The organism is Prevotella sp. MGM2 (assembly GCF_002933955.1).
GTDB lineage: Bacteria > Bacteroidota > Bacteroidia > Bacteroidales > Bacteroidaceae > Alloprevotella.
Window position 1 is genome coordinate 17,450 of the sequence record NZ_BEWW01000267.1, and the last position, 21,268, is coordinate 38,717.

Here is a 21,268-nt window from a genome sequence, read left to right on the forward strand (position 1 = left end):
ATTTCAAGATTTGGATGAATGTTTCTGATTGGAAGATATGGGGATGCCGCCATCGTCAATGCGGAAAGCTTTGGTGACGTTTTCTATACTCATGAGTGAGTTACAGAGTGAGACAACATCATCGGCATGATATACAGCGATATCGAGACTACCCGAAAAAATGCCGTCAAGAGTATTGAGAGTGATACTGCGCACCGGTATGGCGCGTTGCGTATGGAGTACATCGGCAATGGCGTGGAGTACGCCCTGACTGTCCATTCCGGTAATGGCCAAACGGCAAGGAAAGAGAATTTGGCGGTGGGTATCCCATTTGCAGGCTATGATCCCGTTACCATCGCGTGTTTTCAGTTGCATGGCGGTGGCACAGCTGCGTTTATGAATTTCAAGAGTGTTTTGCGGAGTTATATAACCCAGAACATCATCGCCGGGAATAGGACAACATCGCGGAGCTATGATACATTTAGGCAAAGTCTCTTCATTAAGAATGAGTATTTGCTTACGGTTGATATTTTTAACGAATTCGATGCTGTCCAGAGCTTCAGGAGCATTGGTTGGCCCCTGCGTTTTACGACTGCCAATGAAAGGAATGTAGCGTCGCCATCCCTTTGAGGCTGTTTTGCCTTGCAGGAAGTTGATGTCGTTTTCGCCCAGTATGATGCGTTCTTCGTGAATAGCCAAAAAGAGCTCTTCACGGTCGGACAGTGTATGATATTTGCAGAGTTGTTCTATAACAGCAGTGCTGGCAGTGATTTCATGCTTGGCCAGAAACTGCAACAGATGCTCTTCTCCTTGGCGACATTTTTCGCGCCGGTCGCGTCGCAATATAGCTTGTATCTTATTACGGGCTTTGGCTGTCGTTACAAAGTCGAGCCATTCGGGTTGCACATGTTGTGTGCGTGTAGTGATGATTTCTACCTGATCGCCGCTTTTAAGACGGTAATTGAGAGGCACAAGCGTATGGTTTACTTTAGCTCCGAAACAATGGCTACCTACAAAAGAGTGTATGGAGAAGGCAAAGTCGAGAGCAGTGGAACCGGCTGGCATGTTCTTAAGCTCACCTTTGGGAGTGAATACAAGGATTTCGTTGGAATATAGGTTGAGCTTGATGGTGTCAAGGAGATCAAGCGTGTCTGGTTGCGGGTCATCAAGTATTTCCTTGATCGAGTTGAGCCATCGGTCGAGCTCATTTTCATCATAAGGCGCGTCTTTATCCTTATATTTCCAATGAGCGGCAAAACCCTGTTCGGCAATATCATCCATACGGTCTGAGCGTATCTGCACTTCTATCCATTTGCCCTGCTTACTCATGAAGGTGTTATGGAGTGCCTGATAGCCATTAGCTTTGGGACGAGACAACCAGTCGCGGAAACGTGTTGGATGAGGAGGATATATTTTTGTCAATGCGCCGTAAATACGGTAACATTCATCTATTTCTTCTTCGCGATTGCGAGGAGTGAAGACGATGCGGATAGCCAAAATGTCAAACACCTCGCTAAAAGGAATGTGTTTGTTCTGCATTTTCATCCAAATGGAATAAGGACTCTTTACGCGCGCTTTGATGGAGTGGTTGACACCCATTTCCTCCAGTTTCTTGCTGATGGGCGGTGTGAATTTATCAAAAATAGTGGCACGCTCAGGCTGTGTTTCGGCAAGATCTTTTTCTATTTGGCTATACTCTTCCGGATGTTCGTAGCGGAAACTGAGATTTTCGAGTTCTGTCTTTATTTTGTTGAGCCCCAGCCGGTCGGCTATAGGGGCGAAAATGTAGAGCGTTTCGCTGGCTATTTTGTATTGTTTACGTGGCAACATACTTTCAAGGGTACGCATGTTGTGCACACGATCAGCAATTTTAATGAGGATGACTCGTATGTCATCGCTCATAGTGAGCAAGAGTTTTTTGAATGTCTCAGCCTGTAGCGAAGCCCGTTCTCCAAATATGCCACCGGCAATTTTTGTCAGTCCTTCTACAATATTAGCTACCTTCTGTCCGAAGAGATTTGCTATATCCTCATTGGTATAATCTGTGTCTTCTTCGACATCGTGGAGCAAAGCGGCACATATTGAAGTGGAGCCAAGCCCTATCTCCTCACACACGATTTGCGCCACGGCAATAGGGTGAAGGATATAAGGTTCGCCAGACAGGCGGCGCACACCTTTGTGTGCTTGCTTGGCAAAATTGAACGCTTTGGTTATGGTTTCTACCTTGCGGCGATGGTTGGATGCCAGATAGGTGTCGAGCAAATGCTGGAACGCGGCATTTATCATTTCCTCGTCCTTCTGCTCTTGCAGGCTTAATGATAAGGTGCTTGTCTCTTGCATGACATGATGTGTGTGAAGCCGCAATGCGGCCAGTTGTTGAAAACCGCAGTGACAGTTGCTGTTATACTGAATACAGGAAAAACTGCGTGAGAGATTGTCTATTGGAAAAGTACGCCTGTGAATGCCTATTAATTCCGATAGACTTATTTCACTCTTAACTTTTGCCCGGGCTTTAGCCTATCACTTCTCATGTTGTTAAGGCGCTTCAATTTGCTTACTGTAGTATGGTTACGAGCGGCGATAGCGCTGAGTGTGTCACCTGATCTTACCGTTGCAATCTGCGTTTTTGTACGGCTTTTTTTATTCGTTTTGTTCCGTGCTGTTTGTTTTTTTGTGCTTTGACGAGTTGAAGAGGTGCGTTGCTGTGGCTGATCGGCTACAGCAACAATGACGCGGCGTGTCAGGAGTTCTTCTGCGCGATAGTTGTAAATAGAATCTTGTTGGTCTATGAACGCCAGTGCTTTTTCTTGCGGCAGACGGATAGCACACGGTTCTGTTTGCCCAGGTATGATATCTGTACGGTATTGTGGATTCAACGCCTTAATGTCAGCAACTTCAATATTACATAAAGCTGCAATTTGCTCGACATGAACATTGCGCGATACCATAACAGTGTCGGTGGCAATTGGCAATTTTGTTTTCATCGGACAGATGTTATGCTCGCAATAATAATTCATGATATAGTTAGCAGCTATAAAAGCAGGCACATAACCACGTGTCTCTTTTGGCAAATAGGGATATATAACCCAGTAGTCCTTCACATTTCCAGCTCTATGAATAGCTTTGTTTACATTGGACGGACCACAGTTATAAGCTGCAATAGCCAGGTTCCAGTCGCCAAACATCCGATAAAGGTCGCGCAAATATTTGGCTGCCGCCCATGTAGCCTTTACCGGGTCACGGCGTTCGTCTATAAGACTGTTTACTTTCAGATCATAACGTTTGCTTGTAGCCAGCATGAACTGCCAAAGTCCTACGGCTCCGGCATGACTCACCGCTGTAGGGTCAAGCGCCGACTCTATCACAGGCAAATATTTGAGTTCAAGAGGCAGGCCATAATAGTCGAGCGCCTCTTCAAATATAGGGATGTAAAGGTTACCGGCACCCAACATATATGATACCGAACGGCGTAGGCGACCGCTATATTGGTCTATAAATTTTTGAACGACTTCATTGTGCGGCATTTCAATTATGGCCGGTATGCGGGACAGACGCTCTTTGAAAATTTCGGCAGGAAAAGGAGGATTGTAGTCAGGATCAGCACAAGTCGTATCAGGGAAAAGATATTTTTGGGCATTCCATTCCTTAAGGAGAGAATCCGTGTCATAAGTCATCGCTTCAGGAAGTTCTATCACCTCATCCGTATTGTTACGGTCGTCATGCACTTCTATCTCTTTCACATTTTGTGCGCCGGCACCTATCATGCCTGTAGCAAAAATAAGAACTATTGTTTTAATTCGTTTCATGTCAAATGTTTTCTTCGTGTTTTTAGAATTTAAAGCTACACCCCACGCCGTAGGAATTGTTACTTCCTGACGTTCCGATACTTTTGTTTTGGATGACGGCAGGTTCAAGTCTCATGCTCAGGTCGGGTGTGATATCAAATTCCGACAGCTGCGCGTCAACATAAGCGTCAATGACTGAGAGCAAGTATACTCCGATGAAACAAAAAGCGCTTAAATCGCGATTACGGCGATAAAAGTCTTTTTTACGCTTGAATATCTTCTTAAATTGTTCCTCACGGCCAGTAATGTCGAAACGAGGCGGCAACATGTCGAGATAACTGTTTGTGTTAGGATCATCGTCCATAATGTCTAGATAGGCCTGTGAGTAATCGCGATACATCTGCTGGTTCCACATCAAAGCATACGTACATCCTAAAAAACCGCCGTAAATGATAGGTAGTTTCCAATATTTCCGGTTGTATATCTGTCCGGCTCCGGGAAAGACCAGCGACAGCCACAAGGCCCGTTTCGGGTCGGGAGAAAAACGGCTTTTCAAATTCAAAGTCTTTTGATTGACTTTGAGCAGAGAGTCATTTATTAAGGTGAGATGCGCCGTGTCTGCAGGCGTATTATGATTTGGCCGAAGTGTATCTGCACTCCATTGACCTCCTAAGTCGAATTGTTTTTTTTTGACCTCATCAGTGGAGGGCTTGGTCGTATTTGAGAGAAGAATTGAGTCTGAACTATTTTGAACGGGCTTTTCTATAATGAGCCGGGCTTGTGCGTTGCCAAACAACGCGCAAAGGAACAGTCCGGTCATAACTATTCCCCACCTTGCCGAATTCATTATGGTCTTATTGCCGGTTTTCATCCTTTCATTTTATCAAAAATACTAATGATACGCTCCAATTCTTCTTCCGATGTGAATGGGATGCTGATCTTTCCCTTGCCTTGGTTTGAACAAGTCATTTGAACTTTTGTCTGAAAAAAATCCGAAAGTTTTGTTCTCAACAGATGATATTCCTCAGGTAACCGTTTCTGACTCTTGTCCGTAAGTTGATGACGACCGCTCTTCACGGTTTCCCCGCTGTTAAGGGCCTTAACCATCTCCTCCACCTGACGCACCGAATACCCTTTTTCTTTGATTTCGCCGAATAGTTTTACCTGTAATGAGGGTTTGTTAAGGCCAAGTAATGCACGGGCATGTCCCTGATCCATTTCTTTGTTTTGCAATGCCACCTGTACTTGAGCCGGTAATTTTAACAGGCGCAGATAATTGGCAATGGTGGCGCGGTTTTTCCCAACCTTTTCAGATAGTTTGTCTTGTGTGAGGTCGTACTGTTCTATAAGATTCTGATAAGCCAGGGCTATTTCAATGGCATTGAGATCCTCCCGTTGTATGTTTTCCACGAGTGCCATCTGCATCATGTTCTCGTCATCCGCAGTTCGGATGTAAGCCGGAACAGCTGTCAATCCAGCCATCTGCGAGGCACGCCAGCGGCGTTCTCCCGCAATGATCTGATAGGAGCCATCCTCCATTTTCCGTAGAGTGATGGGCTGTATGATACCTATCTGCCGGATGCTTTCAGCCAATTCCTCCAAAGCCGTCTGATCAAATTCACGACGTGGCTGGTTGGGGTTGGCTTTGATTTTTTTAATGTCTACTTCATTTATAGACGAGGACCCGCTTGTGCGCACCTCCTCAGTAGAGATAAGAGCGTCAAGACCACGCCCCAAGGCTGGGAATTTTCTATGTACTGCCATACAGTTATTTTAATAAACAGTTTCCAGACACTGGTTTTGGGTTATCCATTCACAGTTTTGTTGATAATCTCTTTGGCCAATGCCAGATGGTTCTTCGCTCCGGTTGAATCAGCGTCATAGAGTATAGCAGGCAATCCGTGGCTCGGGGCTTCCGAAAGTTTCACATTACGCTGTATGACCGTTTTGAAAACCAATTCCTGAAAATGACGTTTTACCTCATCGTAAATCTGGTTGGCCAAACGCAGACGCGAATCGTACATGGTAAGCAGGAAACCCTCGATTTCCAATTCGGGATTGAGTTTCTTCTTGATAATCTTGATAGTGTTGAGCAATTTGCTGATACCTTCAAGGGCAAAATACTCACACTGTACCGGAATGACCACTGAATCCGCAGCCGTCAAAGCGTTTACCGTGATAAGCCCCAACGATGGCGAGCAGTCGATCAGAATATAGTCGTATTCGGTTTTTAGCGGTGAGAGCAAATTCTTGAATATATGTTCACGGTTGGGAAGATTCAGCATTTCCACCTCTGCCCCAACCAAATCTATATGTGACGGCACTATGTCAAGCCGTTCTATGTCAGTCGTATAAATAGCTTCTTTAATTCCAGCCTGTCCTACAAGGCATTCATAAATGGAATTATCTATTTTCGACAGGTCTACGCCCAACCCTGACGAGGCATTGGCCTGCGGATCGGCATCGATGAGGAGTACTTTCTTCTCAAGTGTGGCGAGCGAGGCTGCCAGATTCATCGACGTGGTTGTCTTTCCCACGCCGCCTTTTTGGTTGGCTAATGCAATGATTTTACCCATATAGTGAAGGTTCGTGTACGCCGCTCCGGCGGTAGTTTTTCTCAGGTTCCGGCATCATGGCGGTCAGGATATTTCCTTCAGCCTGTTCGCTTTGTCGTGCGTCTATATGCCGTTGGCCTTGTTTCTTTTTTAAAAGAATAATACTTTTTGCAAAGGTAACAAAATTTCTTTGAACAGCCTTTCTTTATGCCTTTTTTAGTATTTTTGCCTCGTTATAGGCTGCCGCCAATATCTGTTCACGACAATTCTGTCATGTCTGCTGATTGACTTGCGGCGTTTTTTTGAATGCCTTATTGCTTTAATTTATGTCAAGACCCTACATACTTGTATCAAACGATGATGGTGTGGAAGCACCCGGTATAAAATTTCTGGTTGAAACGCTCCGCTCGGTGGCCGATTTATTAGTAGTGGCTCCCGACTCACCGCGTTCGGGCTTCGGATGTTCCATTACGGCCATGCACCCCATCAACTATAAAATATTGCGCGAAGACCCCGGCCTGAAGATCTGTTCCTGCTCCGGTACGCCTACCGATTGCATAAAGTTGGCGCTCAATGTGTTCACTGACCGTAAGCCTGATCTCGTGGTGGCCGGAATCAATCATGGCGACAACTCATCTGTCAATGTGCATTATTCCGGCACGATGGGGGCTGTTACCGAAGGAGCGCTTCAAGGCTATCCGGCAGTGGCATTTTCCTTATGCGACCACCGGGAGAATGCCGATTTTGCGCCTTTAAGGCCTTATCTTATTGATTTTGTGTTTAAGGCCATAGCCATTGGACTACCGCCATTTACCTGTCTTAATATCAACTTCCCCCGCCGTGAAAAGTTTGAGGGAGTGCGCATATGCCGCATGGCCCGCAGCCGCTGGCAGAATGAGCTGGAACACCGCAAGCACCCCTACGGAGGAGACTATTTCTGGCTGGTGGGCAACTGTGAGGAACTTGAGCCGGAGGCTGAGGATACCGATCGCTGGGCGTTGGCCCACGGTTATGTGGCCGTTACTCCGACGCAGCTGGATGTGACAGCTACCGGCCTGGTTGACATTTTAAAATCAGTGATGTAGAAATTCCCATGCGTTATTTCCTTATTGCCGGCGAAACCAGCGGCGACCTTCACGCTGCCCATTTGATGCAGGCTCTCCTTCGTGAGGACCCGCAGGCAGAATTCCGTTATTACGGGGGCGACAGCATGCAGGCTGTGGGAGGCACTCTGCTGTGTCATTACCGTCATCTGGCCTACATGGGCTTTATACCCGTGATGCTTCATTTGCGCACCATTTTGCGCGGCATAGTCAACTGCAAGCGGCAGATTGCCGAATGGCGCCCCGATGTAGTGATATTGGTGGACTATCCCGGATTCAATCTCAAAATAGCCCGTTATGTGCGTAAGCAGGCGCTGTGTCCGGTCTATTACTATATATCGCCCAAGATATGGGCCTGGAAGGAAAGGCGTATCCGCGCCTTGCGCCGCGATGTGGACAGACTTTATTCCATCCTCCCCTTCGAAGTGGCTTACTTCAGGGAGAAACACAACTATGAGGTGACGTATGTAGGCAATCCTACGGTAGACGAGGTGGCAGCCTACAAGAAACAGCACGGCGCAATTTCCGCCAGTCCGGCCGAAACGCTTGTCGCCCTTTTGCCCGGCTCGCGCCGTCAGGAGATAGCCGATAATTTTTCGCGCATGCTTTGCGCCGTGGCTCCTCTTGTAAAAAAACGTGATGACCGCCAGCCACCTATATGCGTGGCCGTAGCCGTGGCACCAGCCATACCGGTAGGTTTTTACCATGACATCATTGCGCATAGCGGTGTACCGGCCGAATGTGTGCGCCTTGTGGAAAATGACACCTACGGCCTTCTTTCGCGTTCTGCCGCCGCTCTTGTCACCAGCGGAACGGCTACGCTCGAAACCGCCCTTTTCGGTGTGCCTCAAGTGGTATGCTACTACACGGCCTGCGGCCGTTTGGTCAGCTTGCTGCGCCGTCTGTTCCTCAAGGTGCCCTATGTGTCTCTTGTCAATCTGATATGCGGCCGCGAGATTGTTCCCGAACTGATTGCCGACGGTATGACGCCCGACAATGTACGCCGCCATCTTCTGCAGATTTTGCCGGGAGGCAACCGCCGTGCCGCTATGCTCCAGGGCTATGATGCCATGAGCGAATGTCTCGGTGCGCCCGGTGCGCCCGCCTGCGCGGCCCGTCTGATGGTGGCGGCTCTGCGCTTCCGCCCGTGAGAAGCATGAATTGCTTGAACCGATAGTTCCTGTTCCTTCCCAAAAGAAGAGATAAAATCAAACCGGAGCCTTCCTGAAAACGTCAGGAAGGCTCCGGTTTGATTTTCGAATAGAAAATTATGCGATGACGCCGCAAGGGTAAAAAAACTCATTAACAGTTTTTCCCGTGACAGAAGTCTTTACCTGTTACCGCACACCTCATTCAATATTTTCTGCAGTTTGTCAACTGTCTTGGCGTTTTCCTTTGCCACATTCTTACGTTCGTCTTCAGCGCGCTTCATGTCATAAAGCTGCGGGTCGAGACTGTTGCCGGTTTCTATAACCGGTCCCCAGCTGATGACTGCCTCCCCTTTGCGCGGCGGAATATATTTCCACCGGTCAGTGCGTATTGTCACATTGTGGCCGGCAGCCATAGAGAGGGCGAACTCACGCGGTTTTTTGCTCTTGCCCGTCCATGTGTCGAGGTGGTTACGGCTGTCGCGTGCCGCGCCTTCCGGCAGAGTGACACCGGCCAAAGCGGCCAGCGTGGCAGTATTGTCAATTTGCGATACCAGCGCCTTGCTCACGCTGCCGGCTTTGACGCGTGCCGGCCAGTGCACGATGAAAGGCACAACGCTGCCGGCTTCGAACGAGCTGTATTTGCCGCCGCGGAAAGGACCGCCCGGACGATGCGATCCGGCCAGTTCTATGGCCTGGTCCTGATAGCCGTCATCGAGCACGGGGCCATTGTCGCTTGTGATGATGATGAGCGTGTTCTCCGACAGTCCCAGACGGCGCAAGGCATCGGTGACCTGACGCACAGTCCAGTCAAACTGCATGATGGCCTCACCGCGCAGTCCCATGGGATTTTTACCGCGAAAACGTTCGTGCGGATAGCGCGGCACGTGAACATCATTTGTACAGAGATAAAGGAAGAATGGTTTTTCGGCATTATGCTCTATGAACTCAATGGCATGCGAAGCTATGGAGTCGGCGATATCCTCATCGCGCCAGAGGGCTTTTCCGCCACCTTTCATGTAGCCTATGCGGCCTATGCCGTTGACGATGCTCTGGTTGTGCCCGTGGCTGTGACGCAACTTGGTGAGGAGTTCCGGATTGTCGCGGCCGGTAGGCTCGCCGGCAAAGTTCTGACGGTAGCTCACCTCAATGGGGGCCGAGGGGTCGTGATTGGCCACACGACCGTTCTCTATGAACACACACGGCACGCGGTCGGCCGTTGCGGCCATAATATAGTGATAATCGAAGCCTATGTCGGAGAGGTCTTCGTCCAATTGTCCATTCCAGTCCTGCTGGGCTGTTTTCGATCCCAATCCCAAGTGCCATTTGCCAATGGCGCCAGTGGCATAGCCAGCCTGCTTGAAGGCATCAGCCACGGTGTATTGCGACGGACTGATAATCATGCCGGCGTTTCCGGCGGCCACATCGGTGCCTTTCTTGCGGAAGGGGTATTCGCCCGTCAGCAGGGAGTAGCGTGAGGGGGTGGAGGTGGAGGCACAGGCGTGTGCGTCGGTGAAGCGCAGTCCGGCACTGGCCAGACTGTCGACACAAGGAGTCGACACGCGCCGCGCACCATAGCACGACAGGTCGCCGTAGCCGAGGTCATCGGCTACGAGCAGAATCACATTGGGGCGCTCACCGCCTTTGGGGGCCGGTTTGTTCTGTGCATGGATCACACCGGTCGCAGGCAGTAGCACGCCCATGGCTGCTAATGCGTAATTTGTTTTCATGGAGATGTTTTGTGTTTTTGTAAGAATCGTGGCAAAAATACAAAATAAATGAATAAGAAGTGTTTTCAGACGACTATTTTTGCAGCTTTCCCTGTTAAAAAGAAACTTGCCGCTGATTATTCCGACGAAGTACGGCAGGAGGTTTGTCAGGCCTCCAGCCGTTTTAACATAATTTGCTTTTGGCGAAAAAATGTTGTATATTTGCAACAGCGAAGAGGGCTGTCCCGAGGGACGGCCCTCTATTTTATGGTATTTCAGGTGTTTTCCTGATGAAAAAATGATAAATTCTGTACTTAAAAACATTACTTGCCGTTTAAATTCCAAGTATTGGAGTTGGAATTGCAATACGGACTTTTTGATTTTTTGTACTGAGGGTAGTGTTTTTGATTATTTGAAAAGTTACAGAAGGTTAAAAATGTTAATGTCCGGTGGCCTGTTTTGTTTATTTTCCGCCTTTTCTCATAAAAAAAATTAGCTGTGTGTCGACTTAGGCATTTTATCCGTAAATTTGCATCCTTATGAAGAAAAAAAGCGTCAGAAAAGTATTGAAATGGTTGGCCATTACGGTATTGTCGCCGGTGGTACTGTTCCTCGTTTTAGCCATTTTAATTTACATCCCCCCCATACAGAATTTCATAGTAGAAAAGGTAACCGGACGCCTCGCCGCCACCACCGGCATGCAGGTTTCGGTAGGGCATGTGCGCCTGGCTTTTCCGCTCGACCTGGCTGTGCATCAGGTAACGGTCGTAGAAAAGGGCGACACTCTGGCTGCAGTGCGTTCGTTGCGCCTCGATGTGCGGCTGCTGCCGCTGCTCAAAGGCCGTGCCGACGTTGACGGGCTGTCTCTTTACAACGTGCAGCTCAACACGAAAGGTCTCATAGCCAACACTTACGTGCGCGGAAAGATACGGGAACTTCGGGCACAGTCGCATGGTGTGGAATGGCAGGCGGGCCGTCTGCGTCTCGATGAGGCATTGCTCGACGGCGCCACCCTCTATGTAGCCTTGAGCGACACGGTGACTGTGCCGGACACAACGGCCTCCATGCCATGGGATATCCGCGCCGACCGAGTGCTCATAACCAATTCCCAGGTCAGTCTTTCCTTGCCTGGCGACTCCATGCGGGTCATTCTCGGCATGCGCCGCGCCGAGTTGCAAGCCGGCCACTTCGACACCGGGGCGCCTCATTACGCCATGCGCCGCCTCACACTCAACGGCGGCAGTTTGGTCTACGCCACCCGCAGTGGCGGAACAGCAGCCGGCCGCCGAATCCCCAACACCGCCTTTGACGGCTCCAACCGCTTCCTGTGGAAGGGCATGACCGCTCCGGCACATCTCTCACCCGCTTATGTGGGCCTCAACGAATTGCGCCTTCAGGTCGACTCGCTGTCCTATGATGCGGCCGGCCGCTTGCAGGTCAACGTCAGGAAACTGGCCTTCAAGGAACATGCCGGTTTGGACGTAAAAAGTCTGACAGCCCGCATAAACATGGATACAGCGGCTATCATGCTGCCTGATTTTAACTTAAAAACGGCACATTCGCGCCTGCAAGGTAACGTAGCACTGGACTTTAAGGCGCTTGAAGCCGGCCGCGGAGGCCATCTGTCGGCACGCCTCGACGGAGAAGTGGGAGCCAATGACGTGCGGACGCTGGCAGCCGGCTATGCCGACCGCTCGTTGTTGCGCGCCTGGCCCGACAGACCTTTGCGGCTCAACTTGGCGGCACACGGCAACATGGACGCTCTTGTCATTGACCGGCTGACAGCCTCATTGCCCGGCGTCATGAACCTTTCGGCCAAGGGACACGTCTGCCCCGCCCGCCAGCAATTGGAGGCAGCGATGGGTTTCGACCTGAAAGCCTCCGACCTCACGCCTGTCAAAGCGTTCCTGCCGGCTGACGTACGTGCCGGATTCAACTTACCCCGCCGTCTCTCGGCAAACGGACAAGTGGGCGTGAAGGGCGAACGCTATACGGCCGATATCCGCCTGACGCTGCCCGAAGGACGTCTCTCGGCACGAGCCACGCTCGACACACGGCTTGAAAACTACGACATCGAGGCCATGGCCCGAACCTTCCCCTTAGGACAGCTGTTGCCTGGCAGTGGCATGGGAAACTTTACGGGACAGCTCAATGCGCGTGGCAAGGGATTTGACGTGTTTAAGCCTTCGGCACGGCTGGAGGCAAAAGCCACCGTTGACAAATTCCACTATGCGGGCTACGATCTCAGTTCACTGGGACTTGACGCCGATCTGCGGAACGGTTTGTTCACAGCCGACTTTACGGCAGCCAATTCACTGCTGGAAGGAAACGGACGGGTAGAAACGACTTTTGGAAAAAACATAGAGGGCCGCTTTACGGCTGATTTGCCCTATATCAATTTGCAGGCTTTGGCGGAGATGAAAGACACGCTCCATCTAGGCACTAACATAGACATCGGATTTCATGCCGACCGCGACTTTACCGCTTATGGAGCTGAAGGGGCCATCAATAACATCCGGTTCCTCATGCCAACCCGAAGCGTGCAGGCCAAGGACCTTAATTTTGCTTTTGCAACGAGTCCTGACACAACAACGGCGCTGGTTTCATCAGGCGACCTTTATCTTAATCTGGGTGCCGGAGGGTCCACCGGCATATTGGCCTCAGGACTGGAAAGACTGATGGCCGAACTGGACCGTCAGACCAAGGAGAAGACGATAAACCAGGTCGCTCTGAGAGAAACTTTTCCGGTGGTGGGAATGCGCCTCGATGCCGGCAAGGACAACCCATTGAGCAAAATTCTGCTGATGAAAGGCATAAAGTACGAAGCCTTACACGTACGCCTCGATGCCGACCCCGACCGCGGACTCAACGGCGGCTTGCGACTTGGCAGCCTGCGTAACGGCGGACTGTTGCTCGACACCGTCGACATAGACGTGTTTCAGGATTCCGCAGGTCTGAAAATGGAAGGCTATGCCAAGAACTTCACAAAAAAGAATCCACATAAATTTGAAGTGCGGCTGGCTTCGTATCTCCACGCCACAGGAGCCGGCACACAGATTATATTCCTTGATGAAAAAGGAAAGCGCGGCTTCGATCTCGGCTTGAAAGCTTCGCTGGCGGAAGGCGGCATAGAACTTGCTCTTTATCCGGAACATCCTGTTATTGCTTATCGCAATTTTACGGTAAATGCCGACAATCATGTATTTCTCGGTCGCGACAAGTCCGTCCGGGCCGATGTACGGCTACTGGCCGATGACGGTACGGGCCTCAATATCTACAGTGCCCCTGCCGACTCTTCCAATGACATAACACTGAGTCTGGCAAATGTCAATTTGGGTGAATTGTCGGATGTGGTGCCCCTGCTGCCACAGATGCGCGGCTTGCTGAGCGGCGACCTGCATGTCGTTGACGATCATCGTGCCCTCTCCGTCTCAACCCTCTTCACTGCGGAGAATTTTGAACTGGAAGGAGCGAAACTCGGCAACATCGGCCTTGAAGCGCTTTACCTGCCAAAAGCCGGAGGAGAACATTTCGCCAACGCTTATATCAGCGCAAACGATAAGGAAGTAATGGCGTTTGATGCGACCTATGTGGATAGCGCCGGCGGCCAGTTGGACGGAACGGCGCATCTCTATGACTTCCCTCTGGAAATGTTGGGCGGCTTTATGGCCGGTACGGATTTCGGGGTGCGTGGCCTGGCAAAAGGTGAGGTCAACATAGCCGGCGCACTCACAGCACCGGCTATCAACGGCAGTCTTGACCTCGATTCCGCACATTTGTATTCAGACGTCTATGGCGTGGACTTCCTTCTTGACGAACGCCCCATTATTCTCAAGGATAGTCGCCTGCAATTCAATGATTACAGTTTGTATTCAGGCAAGAGCACCAATCCGCTCGTGATAAACGGCGTGGTGAGCTTGGCAGACTTCGGCATGGATTTGAACATGAGAGCACGCAACTATGAATTGGTTAACGCCAAGCGGAAAGCCGCGTCAATGATTTTCGGAAAGGTCTATGCCAATTATCTGGGTACTTTGCGCGGAAACCTGGATAACCTCTTCGTCCGCGGACAACTCGAGATTCTCGAACGCACCGACATGACGTATATTCTCAAAGATTCACCACTCACCGTGGACGACCGCTTGAGTGATCTGGTAAAGTTTGTAAGTTTTGAAGACACTACGGCTGTAGCAGAGGAACAGCCTGCCCCATCCGGATCATTCGACATGACATTGGGCATATCTGTGAGCGATGCCGCCCGCTTCCGCTGCAATCTCAGTGAGGATGGAGAGAACTATGTCAATCTCGAAGGAGGAGGCAATCTCACCTTGCGCCTCACGCAACAGGGAGATATGCGTCTGACAGGACGTTTCACAGCCAACAGCGGCGAGATGAAATATTCTCTTCCTGTCATACCGCTTAAGACATTCAATATCGTACAGGGAAGTTATGTGGATTTTACCGGTGACGTCATGAATCCTACGCTGAACATTACTGCCAAAGAACGTGTAAAGGCAACTGTAACCGAAAACGATGTGCCTCGTTCCGTTGCCTTTGATGTGGGAGTTGCCATCACGCAACCGCTCGAAACCATGGGACTTGAATTTATAATAGAAGCTCCTGAGGATTTGAGTGTTCAGAATCAACTGGCTGCTATGACGCGTGCCGAACGCGGCAAAACGGCTGTGGCCATGTTGGCTACCGGCATGTTCATGACCGATGATATGCTTTCTTCCGGCGGCAGTGGCTTTAAGGCCAGCAATGCACTCAATGCGTTTTTGCAAAGTGAGATTCAGAATATTGCAGGCAGTGCGCTTAAAACCATCGACGTGTCTATCGGTATGGAAAGCGGCACAAGCAGTGCCGGTACGGAAACAACTGATTATTCTTTCCAATTTGCCAAACGTTTCTGGAATAACCGCGTGAGCGTTATCATAGGCGGAAAAGTCAGCACGGGTGAGGATGCCCAAAATTCAGCAGAGAGTTTTATTGACAATATTGCGGTGGAATACCGTCTCGACAAAAGCTCGACACGTTACGTCAAGGTTTTCTATGACCGCAGTACACAGGATCCGCTTGAAGGACAGCTTGTCAAAACCGGTGCGGGCTTAGTGTTACGCCGCAAGACGGACCGGCTGGGCGAACTTTTTATTTTCCGCAACAGAAAAGACAGGAAAAAGCAGAGCGACCGTATGCCACAGGAACACAAGAGAGAAGAAATGCCGGCCGCATCGGGCGTAGAGCGGACATCAGAGGATGCTGTTTCAAAATCCAAATAAAGACCGACCGATTAAAATGAAGCTATATTCGCATAAAGATATCAATCACATGTTGTGCCGTATTATTTTTTGTCAGGGCGTGAGAGGTGTTTTCACCGTCCTTGTACTGTTTATTTTTGCAGCTTGTTCTACAACAAAAAACCTGCCTGAAGGTGAACAACTTTATATCGGAATTGATGATATTGCCTACAGTGGCACGCCTCAGAAGGCACGGAAAAAGACATCAGCAGACTCTACAGGTGTCATTACCTCCATCGGAGAGGGAGTGAGGGCTGTGGGAGATTTGCTGAACGGGAAAGGAACAGAAGCACTCGAACAGCAACTTGCCGCCTCATCGCCAGAAGAACTGACCAAAGAGGAACGCAAAATAATCAAGGAACGCGAAAAAGCTGAGATGGAAGCTTTCTCCACAGCTAAGACCGAAGTAGAAGCTGTGCTGGCTTATCCGCCTAACAACGCCTTGTTCGGTTCCTCATCGTTACGGATACCTTTTCCAGCTGGCTTGTGGATCTATAACGGCTTTGTCAACAAGAAAGGGAAATTGGGTAAGTGGGTTTTCAAGAACTTTGCCGCTACTCCAGTGCTCCTCAGCGCCGTAGCTCCAGATACTCGTACCCGTGTGGCCACCAATACGTTGCGTAATCACGGCTATTTCAGCGGTCGCGTAAGCTACGATGTGTTGCAGCAGAAGAATCCGCGCAAGGCTAAGGTGGCCTATGAAATTTATGCCGGTCCCGTTCATCGCCTTGACTCTATTGCCTATGTCAGGTTTCCCACACATGCGGACAGTTTGTTGCGCGCCACGGCCCGACGCCGCCTGCTTCGGAAAGGCGATGCCTTCAGTGTGAAAAATCTTTCAGACGAACAAGCGCGCATTGAGAAACTCTTCCGTGAAAACGGTTATTATTACTATTCCGCTCCCTATACTACTTTCAGAGCCGATACCGTTATGCGAAAGGGAAAAGTCCAGCTTGAAGTTTCACCGGCCGCCAACCGTGACGATCGGGTGAAACGGCAGTGGTACATTGGCAACACTTACATTACCGTGCGTAACAATGATCTTGATCCGCTTGACAAATCGCTTGTCCGCCGCAATTTCATTTATAAATACAGCGGTAGAAAACTGCCTCTTCGCGCACCGATGTGGCGCACGGCCGTCAGTCATCGCAAGGGCGATCTCTTCCGTTTGAGCGACAGCAAGACAACGCTCGAAAAACTTGGTGCCATGGGGATTTTCAGTCAGATGGACGTCAATTATATGCCTCACGACACCACCGCTACCTGCGACACACTTGACGTATACGTGACCACTGTGATGGACAAACTCTACGACAGCAGTTTTGAAATGAATGCTACGATGAAGAGCAACCAGCAGGTAGGCCCTGGTGTTTCTTACAGCATAGCCAAGCGCAACGCCTTTGGCGGCGGTGAGCGCGTAGCTTTTAAAATATTCGGTTCCTATGAGTGGCAGACCCGGTCGGGAGGTGGCGGCAACCGTTCGTTGCTCAATTCCTATGAGCTTGGCACAGAGTTGTCGTTTGAGATACCCCGTTTCGTCATGCCTTTTATCAATCGCCGCCGCTTGCGCTTTCCCGCCTCCACCACCTTTGCACTTAATGCCGATTGGAAGAACCGTGCCGGTTTCTTCCAAATGGTCACTTTCGGCCTTGACGCCACTTACAAATGGCATAAAAAGCCGACAGCTAAGCACGAACTGACTTTCTTTAGTCTGGAGTTTGACAAGATGCTCCACAAAACCACCACTTTCGACTCCATCATGACGGCCAATCCGGCGCTTTATACATCAATGCGCGACAAGTTTGTCCCTTCTCTGTCCTACACCTTCACTTATGCCTCAGGTTCAAACCACCGCAATCCTGTATGGTTACAACTAACGGCCAAGGAAGCCGGCAATGTGGTGTCAGGATTTTATGCCGCAGCCGGCAAGAAGTTTTCGCAGCGTAACAAAGACCTCTTCGGCAGCCCCTTCGCCCAGTTTGTGAAATTTACGGCCGAAGCTCATGAAACCTTCACTCTAAACCAGCGTTTCAAATTGGCCACGCGTCTCTTTGCCGGTGTCATTTGCAGCTACGGCAACAGTCTTCATGCCCCTTATGCTGATCAGTTCTACGTAGGCGGAGCCAACAGCATCCGCGCTTTCACCGTGCGTACCATCGGTCCCGGCTCCTACCGCAGTCCCGACAGCAAGTATGCCTATATAGACCAGACCGGAGACATTAAATTGGAAGCCAATCTGGAACTCCGGGCGCGCCTTTTCGGCAATCTTTATGGGGCTGTATTCCTCGATGCGGGCAATGTGTGGCTGCTGCGCGACGATCCGGCACGTCCCGGCGGCAAACTCACTTCGGAAACACTCCGCAACATTGCTCTCGGCACTGGCGCCGGTTTGCGCTATGACCTTGATTTTCTTGTTCTTCGTCTCGACTTCGGTGTCGGACTTCATGCTCCTTACACCACAGCCAAATCGGGCTTCTACAACATCGAACGCTTCAAGGATGGTTTTGCCTTCCATTTCGCGATAGGCTATCCTTTCTAAGAATGTCATTGCCGGTGCTTTGCCGCACCTGATGCAAGACATATTCGAGGCATCATGGAGAAAATCATGTCAGATAGAAACCAAACATTATTCCTTATCCGGCCCATCCTTTAAAAGACCGGTTCTTTTCTCATTGCAATACGTTAAATAATAATTAAAAACAATTAATTTCCAACGGAAACTTTGTCGATTGAAAATAAAATTATTTCTTTGCAATCGTTTCCAACGGAAAATATTCAGAAAACAATTAAGCAACCCCATAAACCACCAATTATGAAATATGTCATCATAGGCGGCGTGGCCGGCGGAGCCACCGCAGCCGCCCGCATCAGAAGAAACACGGAAAGCGCCCACATCATCATGTTTGAAAAAGGTCCGTACATTTCCTATGCCAACTGCGGACTGCCCTACTACATAGGCGGAGTGATAGAAGAGCGCGAACGCCTCTTCGTACAAACGCCTGAAGCTTTCGGCAAACGGTTCAACGTCGACGTACGCACGCAGTCGGAGGTTTTGGCCATCGACCGGGCGGCCAAAACCGTAACTGTAAGGACGACCGAAGGGCGCACCTACACTGAAAGTTACGACAAACTGCTGCTTTCGCCGGGAGCTTCGCCCGTAAGACCACCGCTGCCGGGCATCGAGAGCGAAGGCATTTTCACCCTGCGCAACGTAGCTGACACCGACCGTGTGAAGGAGTATCTTGACAAACACGACGTGCGCCGCTCCGTCATCATAGGCGGAGGGTTCATAGGACTCGAAATGGCCGAGAACCTCCATGCCAGAGGCTCCGAAGTGGCCGTGGTCGAAATGGCGCCGCAAGTGATGGCCCCCATCGACTTCTCCATGGCTTCGCTCGTACACGAGCATCTGCAGCAGAAAGGCGTAAAACTTTATCTGGAACAGGCTGTGGCCTCCTTTGAACCTGCAGCACATGGCGTATCGGTGGTTTTCCAGTCGGGCATCCGCCTGCAGGCCGATCTGGTTATCCTATCCATCGGCGTAAGACCCGAAACACGCCTGGCTTCCGATGCTTCACTCCAACTGGGCGAGATGAAAGGCATAAAGGTGAACGAATACCTCCAAACCTCCGATGCCGACATCTATGCCGTAGGCGATGCCATAGAATATCCGCATCCTGTCACGGGAAAACCATGGCTCAACTATCTGGCCGGACCGGCCAACCGTCAGGCACGCATCGTGGCCGACAACATGGTGAAGGGCAATGTCACAAAATATGAGGGAGCTATCGGCACAGCCATCGCAAAAGTATTCGACCTGACCGTAGCCACCACCGGACTACCCGCCAAACGCCTGCGCCAGACGGGAACGGAATATCTCTCGGCCACCGTCCACCCGGCCTCACACGCGGGCTACTATCCCGGTGCTACGCCCATGAGCATCAAACTCGTGTTTGCTCCGGCAGACGGACGCCTCTATGGCGCACAGATTGTAGGCTGCGACGGAGTGGACAAACGCATAGACGAATACGCCATGATGATAAAGCACGGCAAGACTGTGTTCGACCTCATGGAGTTGGAACATGCCTACGCTCCCCCCTTTTCATCGGCCAAAGATCCGGTGGCCGTGTCGGGCTACGTGGCAGCCAACATCCTGACGGGAAAGATGAAACCACTCTATTGGCGCGAATTACAGGCAGCCGATCTCACGAAAGTGACGCTGGTCGATGTGCGCACAGCCGACGAACACGCCCTCGGCGCCATACCGGGGTCAGTCAACATACCGCTTGACGAACTTCGCGACCGCCTGCAGGACATTCCCGCCGACCGGCCTGTTTTCGTCTACTGCGGCGTAGGCCTGCGCGGCTACCTGGCCTCCAACATTCTCAAGGAGAACGGCTTCGCTGACGTGCGCAACCTCATCGGAGGCATAAAGACCTATAAAGCCGCAGTAACTCCCGTATGCCAGCCCACCGAAAACGCAGCCTCCGACGGCAGCTGCCATCGCCCGGCGGACACCGGTGGAACTCCGGCCGGCACGGCACCGGCAAACATGAAGGTGAACGCCTGCGGCCTGCAATGCCCGGGCCCCATCCTCAAACTGAAAAAGAGCATGGAAGCGCTCCGTCCCGGCGAGAGCCTTGAAATATCGGCCACCGATGCCGGTTTCCCGCGCGATGCGGAAGCCTGGTGCCACACCACGGGCCACCGTTTCATATCCGCAGCCTGTCAGGCGGGCACGCACAAGGTGCTCATTGAGAAATCCGCCTGCCCCCCTGCGGCACCGGCAGCATCCGCACCACAGGGACACGATGGCAAAACCTTCATCCTCTTCAGCGACGACCTCGACAAGGCGCTGGCCACCTTCGTGCTGGCCAACGGGGCTGCCGCAACAGGCAAGAAAGTGACCATATTCTTCACCTTTTGGGGACTGAACGCCATAAAGAAAGAGCGGAAGCCGCGCGTGAAGAAAGACATCTTCGGACGTATGTTCGGCATGATGCTCCCATCGGACTCCCGCAGGCTGAAACTCTCGAAAATGAACATGATGGGCGTTGGCAGCCGCATGATGCGCTACCTGATGAACCGCAAAGGCATCGACTCACTGGAGGCACTTCGCCTTCAGGCCATTGAAAACGGCGTGGAATTCATCGCCTGCCAAATGTCGATGGACGTAATGGGCGTCAAGCGCGAGGAACTGCTCGACAATGTGACCATCGGCGGTGTGGCCACCTACATGGAACGCGCTGAACAGGCCGGAGTGAACCTATTCATATAAAATATCTTATAAAATGGAAAAGATACCCTGCATCTGTGCCATGCGCGACATTGTATGCGCCATGAACGAACTGGAGAACAACCTCATCATCACCTACGGAGTATCACTCAACGAAGCGATGGTACTTTGCGCCATTGGCAGCGAAACCGTGCCATCATCAGCCATATCGGAACGTACCGGCCTCACACCGTCACACACCTCTAAGGTGGTGCGCGCAGCCGAAAACAAGAAACTGGTGACACGCCGGCTGGGACGCGAAGACAAGCGGCAGATGTTCTTCACCCTAACGGCAACAGCCCGGAACTGCCTGCAACGGATGCGCGAAAACGGCGTAACGGTGCCCGAAGTGCTGCGCCCGGTCTTCACCGACCGATAAAACAGCAACGTTCCCCTCCGGTCCGCAGTGCTCATGGA

Annotated in this window: 12 protein-coding genes; 6 read left to right on the forward strand and 6 right to left on the reverse strand. The window is 50.9% G+C overall.

The annotated features are described in order from the left end of the window. Positions 1-3 precede the first annotated feature (3 nt). From C5S62_RS06840 to C5S62_RS06860, 5 genes are all read right to left on the reverse strand, one after another. On the reverse strand, positions 4-2,319 hold the full coding sequence (locus tag C5S62_RS06840; RefSeq protein WP_104404648.1) for a bifunctional (p)ppGpp synthetase/guanosine-3',5'-bis(diphosphate) 3'-pyrophosphohydrolase: 2,316 nt from the start codon (positions 2,317-2,319) through the stop codon (positions 4-6). A 143-nt stretch (positions 2,320-2,462) separates the two neighbouring features. Next, positions 2,463-3,785, reverse strand: coding sequence for a lytic transglycosylase domain-containing protein (locus tag C5S62_RS06845; RefSeq protein WP_104404649.1), 1,323 nt, complete (start codon positions 3,783-3,785; stop codon positions 2,463-2,465). 22 nt (positions 3,786-3,807) lie between these two features. After that, on the reverse strand, positions 3,808-4,584 hold the full coding sequence (locus C5S62_RS13890) for a DUF5683 domain-containing protein (RefSeq protein ID WP_223301174.1): 777 nt from the start codon (positions 4,582-4,584) through the stop codon (positions 3,808-3,810). Positions 4,585-4,631: 47 nt separating this feature from the next. Further along, on the reverse strand, positions 4,632-5,528 hold the full coding sequence (locus tag C5S62_RS06855; RefSeq protein WP_104404650.1) for a ParB/RepB/Spo0J family partition protein: 897 nt from the start codon (positions 5,526-5,528) through the stop codon (positions 4,632-4,634). A 41-nt stretch (positions 5,529-5,569) separates the two neighbouring features. Continuing rightward, entirely contained in the window at positions 5,570-6,340 is a 771-nt protein-coding gene (locus C5S62_RS06860; RefSeq protein ID WP_104404651.1) for a ParA family protein, read from the reverse strand. Between the two features lie 305 nt (positions 6,341-6,645). Here C5S62_RS06860 and surE point away from each other — a divergent pair, with 305 nt between their 5' ends. Together surE and lpxB are read left to right on the forward strand one after the other, a co-directional pair. Then, positions 6,646-7,404: a 5'/3'-nucleotidase SurE gene (gene surE, locus C5S62_RS06865; protein ID WP_104404652.1), complete on the forward strand. Its 759-nt coding sequence runs from the start codon at positions 6,646-6,648 to the stop codon at positions 7,402-7,404. A gap of 8 nt (positions 7,405-7,412) precedes the next feature. Beyond that, complete coding sequence (gene lpxB, locus C5S62_RS06870) at positions 7,413-8,573, forward strand: lipid-A-disaccharide synthase (RefSeq protein WP_104404653.1); 1,161 nt, start codon at positions 7,413-7,415, stop codon at positions 8,571-8,573. A gap of 179 nt (positions 8,574-8,752) precedes the next feature. Here the strand turns inward: lpxB and C5S62_RS06875 are convergent, their stop codons facing one another. Next, positions 8,753-10,300 (reverse strand): sulfatase-like hydrolase/transferase, encoded by a 1,548-nt coding sequence (locus C5S62_RS06875; RefSeq protein ID WP_104404658.1) that lies wholly within the window; start codon positions 10,298-10,300, stop codon positions 8,753-8,755. A gap of 518 nt (positions 10,301-10,818) precedes the next feature. Here C5S62_RS06875 and C5S62_RS06880 point away from each other — a divergent pair. The 4 genes from C5S62_RS06880 to C5S62_RS06895 all read left to right on the forward strand — a co-directional run bounded on the left by C5S62_RS06880 (position 10,819) and on the right by C5S62_RS06895 (position 21,230). After that, positions 10,819-15,558 (forward strand): translocation/assembly module TamB domain-containing protein, encoded by a 4,740-nt coding sequence (locus C5S62_RS06880; protein ID WP_104404654.1) that lies wholly within the window; start codon positions 10,819-10,821, stop codon positions 15,556-15,558. A gap of 49 nt (positions 15,559-15,607) precedes the next feature. Further along, on the forward strand, positions 15,608-18,115 hold the full coding sequence (locus C5S62_RS06885; RefSeq protein ID WP_104404659.1) for a BamA/TamA family outer membrane protein: 2,508 nt from the start codon (positions 15,608-15,610) through the stop codon (positions 18,113-18,115). Positions 18,116-18,388: 273 nt separating this feature from the next. Beyond that, positions 18,389-20,854 carry an FAD-dependent oxidoreductase gene (locus tag C5S62_RS06890; protein ID WP_104404655.1) on the forward strand — a complete coding sequence of 822 codons (2,466 nt, stop codon included), beginning with the start codon at positions 18,389-18,391 and terminating at the stop codon, positions 20,852-20,854. 13 nt (positions 20,855-20,867) lie between these two features. Then, the gene (locus tag C5S62_RS06895; RefSeq protein WP_104404656.1) at positions 20,868-21,230 is read left to right on the forward strand and encodes a MarR family winged helix-turn-helix transcriptional regulator; all 363 of its coding nucleotides are present in this window, start codon (positions 20,868-20,870) and stop codon (positions 21,228-21,230) included. Positions 21,231-21,268: the final 38 nt, after the last annotated feature.

Coding starts and splice junctions, on each gene's coding strand:
- C5S62_RS06855 (WP_104404650.1), bottom strand. CDS start 5,528: ATGGCAGTACATAGAAAATTCCCAGCCTTGGGGCGTGGTCTTGACGCT.
- C5S62_RS13890 (WP_223301174.1), bottom strand. CDS start 4,584: ATGACCGGACTGTTCCTTTGCGCGTTGTTTGGCAACGCACAAGCCCGG.
- C5S62_RS06845 (WP_104404649.1), bottom strand. CDS start 3,785: ATGAAACGAATTAAAACAATAGTTCTTATTTTTGCTACAGGCATGATA.
- C5S62_RS06840 (WP_104404648.1), bottom strand. CDS start 2,319: ATGCAAGAGACAAGCACCTTATCATTAAGCCTGCAAGAGCAGAAGGAC.
- C5S62_RS06860 (WP_104404651.1), bottom strand. CDS start 6,340: ATGGGTAAAATCATTGCATTAGCCAACCAAAAAGGCGGCGTGGGAAAG.
- lpxB (WP_104404653.1), top strand. CDS start 7,413: ATGCGTTATTTCCTTATTGCCGGCGAAACCAGCGGCGACCTTCACGCT.
- C5S62_RS06875 (WP_104404658.1), bottom strand. CDS start 10,300: ATGAAAACAAATTACGCATTAGCAGCCATGGGCGTGCTACTGCCTGCG.
- C5S62_RS06895 (WP_104404656.1), top strand. CDS start 20,868: ATGGAAAAGATACCCTGCATCTGTGCCATGCGCGACATTGTATGCGCC.
- C5S62_RS06885 (WP_104404659.1), top strand. CDS start 15,608: ATGTTGTGCCGTATTATTTTTTGTCAGGGCGTGAGAGGTGTTTTCACC.
- C5S62_RS06890 (WP_104404655.1), top strand. CDS start 18,389: ATGAAATATGTCATCATAGGCGGCGTGGCCGGCGGAGCCACCGCAGCC.
- surE (WP_104404652.1), top strand. CDS start 6,646: ATGTCAAGACCCTACATACTTGTATCAAACGATGATGGTGTGGAAGCA.
- C5S62_RS06880 (WP_104404654.1), top strand. CDS start 10,819: ATGAAGAAAAAAAGCGTCAGAAAAGTATTGAAATGGTTGGCCATTACG.